Source organism: Nocardia sp. NPDC049737, assembly GCF_040674755.1.
Taxonomy (GTDB): Bacteria; Actinomycetota; Actinomycetes; order Mycobacteriales; family Mycobacteriaceae; genus Nocardia.
Genome location: NZ_JBFANH010000055.1, coordinates 21,600 through 29,904 on the forward strand (window position 1 = coordinate 21,600; position 8,305 = coordinate 29,904).

10 protein-coding genes are annotated in these 8,305 nt (G+C 63.5%); 4 read left to right on the top strand and 6 right to left on the bottom strand.

What is annotated here, in order from left to right:
- The first annotated feature begins 418 nt into the window (after positions 1 to 418).
- The 3 genes from AB0J47_RS39945 (at position 419) to AB0J47_RS39955 (ending at position 2,681) form a co-directional block, all read left to right on the top strand.
- Positions 419 to 601, top strand: coding sequence for a hypothetical protein (locus AB0J47_RS39945; protein WP_364359144.1), 183 nt, complete (start codon positions 419 to 421; stop codon positions 599 to 601).
- 589 nt (positions 602 to 1,190) lie between these two features.
- Positions 1,191 to 1,931 carry a hypothetical protein gene (locus tag AB0J47_RS39950; protein ID WP_364359147.1) on the top strand — a complete coding sequence of 247 codons (741 nt, stop codon included), beginning with the start codon at positions 1,191 to 1,193 and terminating at the stop codon, positions 1,929 to 1,931.
- A gap of 591 nt (positions 1,932 to 2,522) precedes the next feature.
- Positions 2,523 to 2,681 (top strand): hypothetical protein, encoded by a 159-nt coding sequence (locus tag AB0J47_RS39955; protein ID WP_364359150.1) that lies wholly within the window; start codon positions 2,523 to 2,525, stop codon positions 2,679 to 2,681.
- A 139-nt stretch (positions 2,682 to 2,820) separates the two neighbouring features.
- Here AB0J47_RS39955 and AB0J47_RS39960 read toward each other — a convergent pair whose 3' ends face one another.
- Positions 2,821 to 3,168, bottom strand: a complete 348-nt coding sequence (locus tag AB0J47_RS39960; protein ID WP_364359153.1) for a hypothetical protein — start codon at positions 3,166 to 3,168, stop codon at positions 2,821 to 2,823.
- An 868-nt stretch (positions 3,169 to 4,036) separates the two neighbouring features.
- Positions 4,037 to 4,546 (bottom strand): hypothetical protein, encoded by a 510-nt coding sequence (locus AB0J47_RS39965; RefSeq protein ID WP_364359156.1) that lies wholly within the window; start codon positions 4,544 to 4,546, stop codon positions 4,037 to 4,039.
- A 470-nt stretch (positions 4,547 to 5,016) separates the two neighbouring features.
- Between AB0J47_RS39965 and AB0J47_RS39970 the strand changes: the two genes are divergently transcribed.
- Positions 5,017 to 5,838, top strand: a complete 822-nt coding sequence (locus AB0J47_RS39970; protein WP_364359159.1) for a hypothetical protein — start codon at positions 5,017 to 5,019, stop codon at positions 5,836 to 5,838.
- 8 nt (positions 5,839 to 5,846) lie between these two features.
- Here the strand turns inward: AB0J47_RS39970 and AB0J47_RS39975 are convergent, their stop codons facing one another.
- The 4 genes from AB0J47_RS39975 to AB0J47_RS39990 all read right to left on the bottom strand — a co-directional run bounded on the left by AB0J47_RS39975 (position 5,847) and on the right by AB0J47_RS39990 (position 8,077).
- The gene (locus AB0J47_RS39975) at positions 5,847 to 6,179 is read right to left on the bottom strand and encodes a hypothetical protein (RefSeq protein WP_364359162.1); all 333 of its coding nucleotides are present in this window, start codon (positions 6,177 to 6,179) and stop codon (positions 5,847 to 5,849) included.
- The gene (locus AB0J47_RS39980; RefSeq protein ID WP_364359165.1) at positions 6,179 to 6,364 is read right to left on the bottom strand and encodes a hypothetical protein; all 186 of its coding nucleotides are present in this window, start codon (positions 6,362 to 6,364) and stop codon (positions 6,179 to 6,181) included. Before AB0J47_RS39980 ends, AB0J47_RS39975 begins: the two co-directional genes overlap by 1 nt.
- Positions 6,365 to 6,794: 430 nt before the next feature.
- Positions 6,795 to 7,220 (bottom strand): hypothetical protein, encoded by a 426-nt coding sequence (locus AB0J47_RS39985; protein ID WP_364359168.1) that lies wholly within the window; start codon positions 7,218 to 7,220, stop codon positions 6,795 to 6,797.
- Positions 7,217 to 8,077, bottom strand: coding sequence for a ParA family protein (locus AB0J47_RS39990; RefSeq protein ID WP_364359171.1), 861 nt, complete (start codon positions 8,075 to 8,077; stop codon positions 7,217 to 7,219). Before AB0J47_RS39990 ends, AB0J47_RS39985 begins: the two co-directional genes overlap by 4 nt.
- Positions 8,078 to 8,305 lie beyond the last annotated feature (228 nt).

Consider the following 8,305-nt stretch of genomic DNA (forward strand, 5'->3'; position numbering starts at 1 on the left):
GGGATCGAATTCGCCCCAGTACCTCTATCCCTCACGCCATGGACAACTAGAACGACTACTTCGTCGAATTGTGTTGCACATCACTCGATACGGTGAAAACGCTGCTCACCGCACCCAACTCTGAACTGATCCAGTTCCGAATGGAGCGGGCGTGACTCGGAAATGTTCCGACCCGACACCGACTCCCTTGTGGCACGCCGACATGAGGCTCGCATGTTTTCAGATTTGTCGGTGCGCATCAGGTACGGTCACCTCACTCCGGTCGGACAAATGTTCGGCCCGATCAATCGCCGCCCGTCCAACTTCGGCACGGGCCTCGAACCTCGCCGCGAACGGCGTGGCACCGGACGAGCTCCGGTGTTCACTACAGGTCGCCGGACGAGATCCGGCGACCGCGATTGAGAGGGCATCCGAATACATGGATGACCAGGAGGAGCCCCCGGACAACAACGGGGACGGCGCCAAGCACTGGATTTCGCTCACGGTGTCGGTGCTGGGACTGATCGAGATTCTCCTGCCCTATTGGGTAGGAGACAGCGCCAGCCCGGTAACCGGAGCTACCGAGCTGGCGTTGTGGTATCTGCACGCGATCGGGGCTTAGTCAGGGCATTCGACCGCTAGCAGGGCCGGTTTGGGCCGGACATTTGCGTATAGGCGCGGTGTCCGGCCCGCTTCCGTTTTTCGCCGGGGTGTTCCATTTGGGTTATTTGGGTTTCATTTGGAACAGCGGCACAGGCGTGGACACTATCACCCCCATGGTTCCCGCCCTGGTTATCGACCCAAACCGTGGCGTGCCAGACGTCACCCAGTCACCTCTACTGGTCCCTCGGAGCACTCGGGGGCGGTGTGGTCCTGCCGCTGGTCATGCTGGCCCTCACGCACCTGGGATCCACCGACCACCCGGCCGATACCGCCGTGGTGCCCTCTGTCCGTTCCGCGTGAACCTTTCGGATTGCGCAGCGGCTGACCTGCGGCCCGAAAGGTTGGCCAAACACTTCGGCAGCGCGGGTGTTCGGATCTACCTTGCGGATTCGGTGGCGACCTTGGGGGCGACTGGCGCCCTTGAGGCTGGAGGGCGCGGGTACGCAATGCAGGCCAACCCGTCCCCACGACCACCCAGCCCCAGCCGTCACCCGCACTTATGACGTCGGGTCTTTCTCACTGACTTCAACGCGCGCACACTGATAGGTATGGGTCTCGATCAAGATCCAAGCGAAGAGCACCGCGCCGATACGCCTGAGTTGCCGATAGAGCCCCGATCGTTCGGGCCCGTGACAAAGCTGGCCATACCGATAGCTGGACTCATACTTGTTTGTTTTGCTACCTACGGATTCTTTGTACTAGTTGCCGCGATACTGCAGGGAAGCGGTTTCATCGATTGGTGGAAATCGTTCTCGAAGGCACAGTTCCTGGGAAACTTTAGTCCCTTGGGCTCGCTGGTCCTGGGTATCTGCTCTCTGTTCATCCTTATGTTGCTTTTTGCCGCTTGCATATGGGCCGGAATTTTCGTGGTAATGATCCCGATCGGGGCTCTCCTAGGCGTAGCTGAAAACGCCCAAGCAAAGAAAGCACGAAGGAAAGCTTGTGCTCTGGCCGATGTCGTCAACGCATTGGAGACGTTGGAGTCGTTGACCCATTTACCGGATGCGCCAACCGCGGCAAGATGGCGGGCAGAGACAGAGCTGAACAAGACCTTTGAGCGCGCCCACACAAAGGGACTACTGCTTGACTCGTTCCCGGATGAGGTTATCGCCTCAATGGGCAAACAGGATCAGCTACGTACAGCTCGCGACGCGTACTACCGCGCAGCCTCCGCTGAGAGTGGAACGAAAGAACGGCGTTTCAGTAGAGTATCCTTCGCGCTGGCATTAATCGGGCTACCTCTTACGCTACTCGGGGTCTGGGACGCATTCCATCGTCTTATTTCCTAATATTGTCGGGAATACGATTCGGGTACAGGCGACGGTGTTTCCCATTCCAGTGCTGACCGTCCGCGTCGCTGATCATCGAAGCTGCCGCGCCCTCCCCCAACGGGAGGGCTTGCCATCCAATCCCCCGAGTTGCCAATGACCGCGGTTCAGGCCGCGATGTCGAAGAGGGTCAGCTCGGCGCGTTCGCGGGCGCGCAGCTCGGCGCGTTCGCGGGCTTCGCAGGTCGGGCCGATGCGGCGGGCGACCGATTCCGGTGACATAAGCCAGCCTTATCGGCGGTCAGAGGGGGCGGATCCAGCCGGTCGACAGTTGATTGCGCGAGCCCACCAGTCAGTAACACCCCGGATGCGGGTATTTTGCGCCGGGCGGCCAGACGGGCAGATCTGGTTGGTCAGAGCCCTGGCGACAGTTGATTACGTCAGTTCACCAGTAACAACCCCCGAATGCCAGGGCATTGTGTGGCAGGCATCACCTTCTTGCCTGATGAGCGATCTTTCAGATGCCTTCTCCAGAACGCCGACCAGGGAAAATGCAGCATACTGGTTTGCGCAGACCGCCTGGACGTGCACCGCGCACTTCTACCTTGGCCGCATGATTGATGAGTCCGAGTCCGAACACCGGAGCGAACCCGAACACCAGCGGAGCCGATGGAAGAACTTCGCATACCGTGTCGCCGAAGAGATGGCCATCGCAGCAGCGACCGTCACCACCACCGCGATCGTCGAATATGTCATCGAGGTCATCAGATAAGCAGCTTCTGCTCGGCCTGTGGGGTCCAAGTCCGTCAGGCCCCCTTCTGCAGGTTGAAACTTCGGCTCGCATCGGCTGGCGCCGACGCATCGTGGCATGGAGAACCGCCCGCGAGAATGTCCTGTTTTGAAAAGAGATATCAAGCCGCACGGGGAGTGTCGGTGTCGGACTCATCCTCCTGTCCGCTTTCGGTGTGAGAGGCGGAACTCGAAGGTGGCAGCTGCTGGTGGCGTCGCGCGATCTTCCATACGGCACCCACGCCCGCCCCGCCACCAGCGGCAAGCCCGGCAGCACCCGTGATGACGGCGCTGGTCGGTCCGCACACCCAGCCGAGGGTCAACACGACACCAACGAAGACCAGCGCGATGACGGCCAGAGCTGCACCGAATTGGGCCGTCGTCTTCCCGGTCCAATGCTTGCTCGAGATCAGCAGGAATTGGCGATCGAGGAAGTCCTTCCAGTCTTTAGGTGGGGTGGCAGCCCGCATGTGCGGAAGACAGTCCTCACCGCACTTCAGGCATTCACAAGCAGCAGACTCCAGCCCCCCTATGCCCGCGAAGATTTCAACCATGGGTAGTCGTTTCCATCCGTCGTTTCAGCGATCGGACGAAGACGCTAGAGACAGGGGGTGCAGGATGTTGCAGTCGAATATTTGCCCTGGTCAAGGCGTTGCGGTGGGATTTGTCAGTAGAGGTGGTTAACCTCATCGGGCCTGGTGTCCTAACTCTTTGGCGGAGCGGATGTCTAGGTTTGTCCGCGGCCCCTGCCTTGCCTAGGAACTCGGCAGGGGCCGCACTGCATCCCCGGATCGAGAGTTCCGACCGGGCCAGCCGCACTCGGCGACCGTGGACGGAACCATAAGCGACCGAACCGACACCGCCGAAATGAACGGCGGTCTGGCCCAACGCAACCGGGATGCCGCATCTTCCGAAGGGGTGAACCCCTTGGTCGATGCGGCGGCTATCAGTCCAGCACATTCGACTGACATTGAACCGCCCGAAGCCAAGGAAGTTTTCTGGTAGAACGCTGGTTTTTGAAGCGCCCGCTACGAGCGCGTGCAATCGACTTCGATCCCGCCCGCAGCGATCTACCTGCCCGGATATCGCAAATGCGGACATGTCTGCGGCTCATTTGAATCTGCCCGCAATGTGTTTGAACAGCAGCTTGTTCCGCGTGCTCCTCCAGCAGGAAGTTGTCCTTCTCAACAGGTTTCATCCACAGGTAGGCCGCGGCCCCTTTCTGGCGTATTCGGGTCCCACCCCCGCAAGTCACGGCCGGCGCCGCAGCAAGATCTGAGACCCCGCATCGGCCACGCTGTCAGGGTTCCTGCCAGTCCGGAACTCCTCTTAGTCGCCTCATCGCTTCTTCCGCTTCGCGCGGGCTTGCCGCCGTCGCGCGGCTCGGTTCAGTCCTGCGTCATCGGCCTGATAGTCCGGTAGCGCCAGCGGGAGACGGCCCATGTGTGGCAGTAGCGGCTTGGACGGCAGCGCCTCACGTGGCGACTCCGGCTCCGGGGCTGGTTCCGGATCCGCGGCGCGCTGCGGCGGTGGCGCGTCCAACGCGGCCCGCGCCACCGCCGCCAGTTCGTCGGCGCGCTCGAGCACGGCCTCGACCCTGCTCCGCTGCGACTCGTCGCGGGCGACGGTGCCGCGTAGGCGTGCGGCCAGCCGATCCAGGAACCGCAATGTCAGTGCCGTGCTGTCGAGGACGGTGTCGATTGGCGGCGTCTTCGGCCCTACCGGCACCATGACCTCGCGTGTGACGACACGTTCACGGATCTCGATCCGCTCGCCCTCGTCCCAGCCGCGGCGGCGGCATCCATCCGAACACCAGATCCGCCGGCGCCCGCGCTTCGGCTGGACCACCGGGCGACCGCAACGCGGGCAGGGCTCGGGCTCGATCTCCATACCGGGCTAACGACCGCACCGAACGAGGAACTCCCGGCCGGACATCGAATGGCGGAAGAGGTGCGTCGGAATCGAGCGGCCCGCTGCGCGGGCCCGTGCGGCGAGGGGCGCAGCTGCACGACATCCGCCTTGCCCTGACCGACCCCCCACGGGGCAACCCGACCTCACCGCATCCAGCCACACACCGAACATCACACCGCCTCTCATTCACCACCAGACGCTCAACACGCCATTCCTTTCACCCCCTCCCCCGCCTCTCTTTTTCCCTCATCTCAACGTGCAGACCTCTTGCATCTGGGGTGTCCCTTCGGTAACGACCGCTGATTTCGTCCTGACGAAAAGAAATTGAGCGGCTGACAGTTTTAGAACTGCTACGCTCGAACACGGCAGCAGTTCTAAAACTGCCAACCGTTCGATCGGAGATCGCCATGCCAACGCCACCCGCCGCGCTGACCGAGGACGAGCGTCTGCTGCTGGCCGGTGCCGGCGGATCGCCGATCGCTGGGGCACTCGCTCGCGAATGCGACCTCGAAGGGCTGTTCCTGTCGCACCGATACTGCTCGCTCAGCGACGAGGTGGTGGCGCTGCGGCCCAACTGGCGGCTACTGGCCGCCAAGGTCGACCGCGGCGCGCTACGGCTGCATATCCCCGATGGTCGCACCGGCATCGCACCGGTCGTTGTCAGCCGAAAACGGCTGCGCGCCTACGGTGAAGCGCTGCCGCCCGAGATGCGCGCCGAGCTCGGCGACTACCGCAACCACACCCGCGAACGAACCGATCTGCTGCTCTGGGAAGCGCTGCAGCTCCCACCGCGCCCTACCCTGCCGCCACCGCCTCCCGCGTGGCTGCCGGCAGTGAATCGGCGTCACGCCGATGCTGCTGGCAGTTCTAAAACTGTTACGGTTGGCCGCGTGGTCAACGAGCATGAGTACGAACCGGCCGAAACCGTCGCTCTGGCGGACAAGGTGGCCGACCTTCGCGAGGCATGGCAAGCCGGGAAACCCTTCGCGGGCGGCCAACTGTTCGGACTGCCGCCACTGGATAACGATGTGTGGGTCGACATCGCCGGTGCGTCCGTGATCACCAATCTCGCGCCGAAGACGGTCACGTCGTTCCTCTCGCGCGGCAAGCCGAAGTCATGCCCGTTCCCGGTCCCGAGCAAGTTCCTCGGACGGCTGTACTGGCCGGCCACCGTACTGCTGGCATGGACGACGGAATACGAAACCGTGCGCCGAGCCGAGCGAGCGTAAGGAAGGGTTCAGGCGGCTTGTACCCGGTAGCTGCAGCTCATGCAGTACCAGCCAGGCAGGCCTGCGATCCGCGCCGCGTGCAGCATCTCGCCGCACTCGCACAGCGGCGGCCGGTTGATATCCCATTCGTCGATCGCAAGGACGAGGCTGGCTCCTTGCCCCTCGACGGCGAGCAGTTCGACGGAGCGGTCGTAGAGCCGCAACTGCTTGCGGCTGACGGCTTTCAGAGCCCAGAGCCGTGCGGTTTCGACGAGTTCGTCCAGATCATCCGAACCGAACCGGGTGGACAAGACGCCATGCCCTGGGATCGGCAGGTCCTCCTCGAGACGGAATCGAGCCACTAGTCGCCACCTCCGGAATCCGAATCGGCCGCAACGAGTTCAGCTGTCGGCACCGGGGACCGGTAGCAGCCCGGCGCATCGGCCTGGATCGACTCGACGACCGCGCGGTCACCGTCGAACTCGACCACCGTGAACACCGATACGCCACCCGCTACCAGCAACACTCGATCCCCGATGCTCACCATGTCACGCAGCCTATCTCGTACGACCGTCCGGTTTGTGAAAGAATCGAAAATATGTTCGATGACTGGCGGCCAGTCTACGAAGTCGAGGGCCGGACCGTGCTCGATCCGGAGCGGCTGTACCGGACCCGCAAGGGATGGGTCGAACCCGCCCCGGTCGCCTGCCCGCGAGGACACCGCTTCGGGCCGGGCCGAGCGACCGTGGGCTCTGTGCCCTGCCTGACAGCAGGCGGCCACCACCGGGTACACACCTGCAACATCTGCCGATACAGAATCTTCACGCCACCGTGCGCACCGAGCTGCGACCACTAAGTCGCCCTCGACCATTGCAGGACAACATGTCCCGAAACGCACCACAAGTCCATCTCACCGAACCGGACCTACGCCCGTCCACACCTGCCCATACACGCCCTTACCTGTGTGTGGACGGGTGTTACTCGGGTATGGGTGGCAGCGCCGCAAGGCGTGCGGCGAGCTCGGCGGCGCGCTGGCGGGCCAGCTCTTGCGCTACGACATCCACCTGCTTGGCGCCTGCCAGCATCAGCGCGGACAGTGCGACGTGCCGCGGCGTGCCGTCGCCGAGCAGCTGCACGATCCGGTCCGCAGCACCCTCGAGGGCTGCTGCCGCCTCCTGAGTGATGTAGAACGAGGCCCGGCGCATCCCTTCCGGATCCGGCCGAGTACCGCCGCCCTTACCTGTCCGTACACGTTCTCCACTCGCCCTTACCTGTGTATGGGCAGGTGTGGGCGAGGGCGGGTTGACCGGGACGTTGAGGTTGATCCGGGACCGCAGGACCTCGTTCGGGTCGGTGCCGGACAGATCTGGGCCGGGCAGCGGATCACGGCGGCGGGCGCTCACGAGGTCACCACCGGCGCCAGCTCGGGATCGAGACGACCGACAAGCCCGCGGAATCCCGCAGCGGTCTCGCTGTCGGGTGCGTGCGCGATCACCGTGGTGTGCAACCGCCACGCCTCGCGAACTTCCTTGAGGTCCTTGAATACCGCCAGCACACCCAACGGATGGCTTTGGAATGCCTCGAGCGTCGATGTCGCGATGCGTCCCTTGCGACCGTCGTAGAGATTGACGATCAAGCCTGCGACGTCGAGCTGAATGTTCAGTGCCTCCTGCAAAGTCGTGATCTGCCGAAGGAACAACCGCAGTGCCCGGATGCTCGAGTCCTCGGCCTGCACCGGGATCACGATCTTTCCCTGCACCTGCTCACCGGCGAGACGGCGGCGGGTGGCGACCAGGGCGTTGTCGTTGAGCGCACCGAGCGAGGGCGGGCAATCGATCACCACATCATCGAAGATGCCGACCAGCGCGTCGAGGAACCGGCTGAGCAGATACTCCCTGCCCGACCGCCCGTACATCTGCGGTTCCAGCAGGAACATGTCATCACTGGTCGGAATCACGAACAGACCGCCGTCGACCTGCTGCACCAGATCGGCAAGCTCACCGCTCCACTGCCCTAGCAGCGCCCGCGCCAGGGATGCCCCATCGCCCGGCTGCGCGCCGAGCGCTTCGGTGAGGTGCCCTTGCGGATCCCAGTCGATCGCCAGCACCCGCCGGCCTTGTTCGGCCAGCGCGGCAGCCAGGTTGATCGTGTCGACGGTCTTGCCGACGCCACCCTTCTGGTTGGCAATTGCGTAGATGCGCACAGCCAGGACCGTACTGGTCCACACGCCCATACCGAGGTACACACGCCACATACGCATGTATGGGCAGTGTATGGGCAGATCCGAGGCGCCCATACACATAGGCGAATTGCCTCAAAACCAGATGGCCCGGTGTCCGACCGCTGTCCGCTGTCCACCTGTCCGTGGTGTCCGGGCTGTCCACCGATGGCCGGGTGTCCGACCGCTGTCCGCTGTCCACCTGTCCGTGGTGTCCGGGCTGTCCACCGATGGCCGGGTGTCCGACCGCTGTCCGCTGTCCACCTGTCC

What these genes read in the sequence shown, in the direction of transcription:
- AB0J47_RS39945 (WP_364359144.1), top strand. Translation starts at nt 419, where the DNA reads ATGGATGACCAGGAGGAGCCCCCGGACAACAACGGGGACGGCGCCAAG.
- AB0J47_RS39960 (WP_364359153.1), bottom strand. Translation starts at nt 3,168, where the DNA reads ATGCGGGCTGCCACCCCACCTAAAGACTGGAAGGACTTCCTCGATCGC.
- AB0J47_RS39990 (WP_364359171.1), bottom strand. Translation starts at nt 8,077, where the DNA reads ATGCGTATGTGGCGTGTGTACCTCGGTATGGGCGTGTGGACCAGTACG.
- AB0J47_RS39955 (WP_364359150.1), top strand. Translation starts at nt 2,523, where the DNA reads ATGATTGATGAGTCCGAGTCCGAACACCGGAGCGAACCCGAACACCAG.
- AB0J47_RS39950 (WP_364359147.1), top strand. Translation starts at nt 1,191, where the DNA reads ATGGGTCTCGATCAAGATCCAAGCGAAGAGCACCGCGCCGATACGCCT.
- AB0J47_RS39980 (WP_364359165.1), bottom strand. Translation starts at nt 6,364, where the DNA reads ATGGTGAGCATCGGGGATCGAGTGTTGCTGGTAGCGGGTGGCGTATCG.
- AB0J47_RS39970 (WP_364359159.1), top strand. Translation starts at nt 5,017, where the DNA reads ATGCCAACGCCACCCGCCGCGCTGACCGAGGACGAGCGTCTGCTGCTG.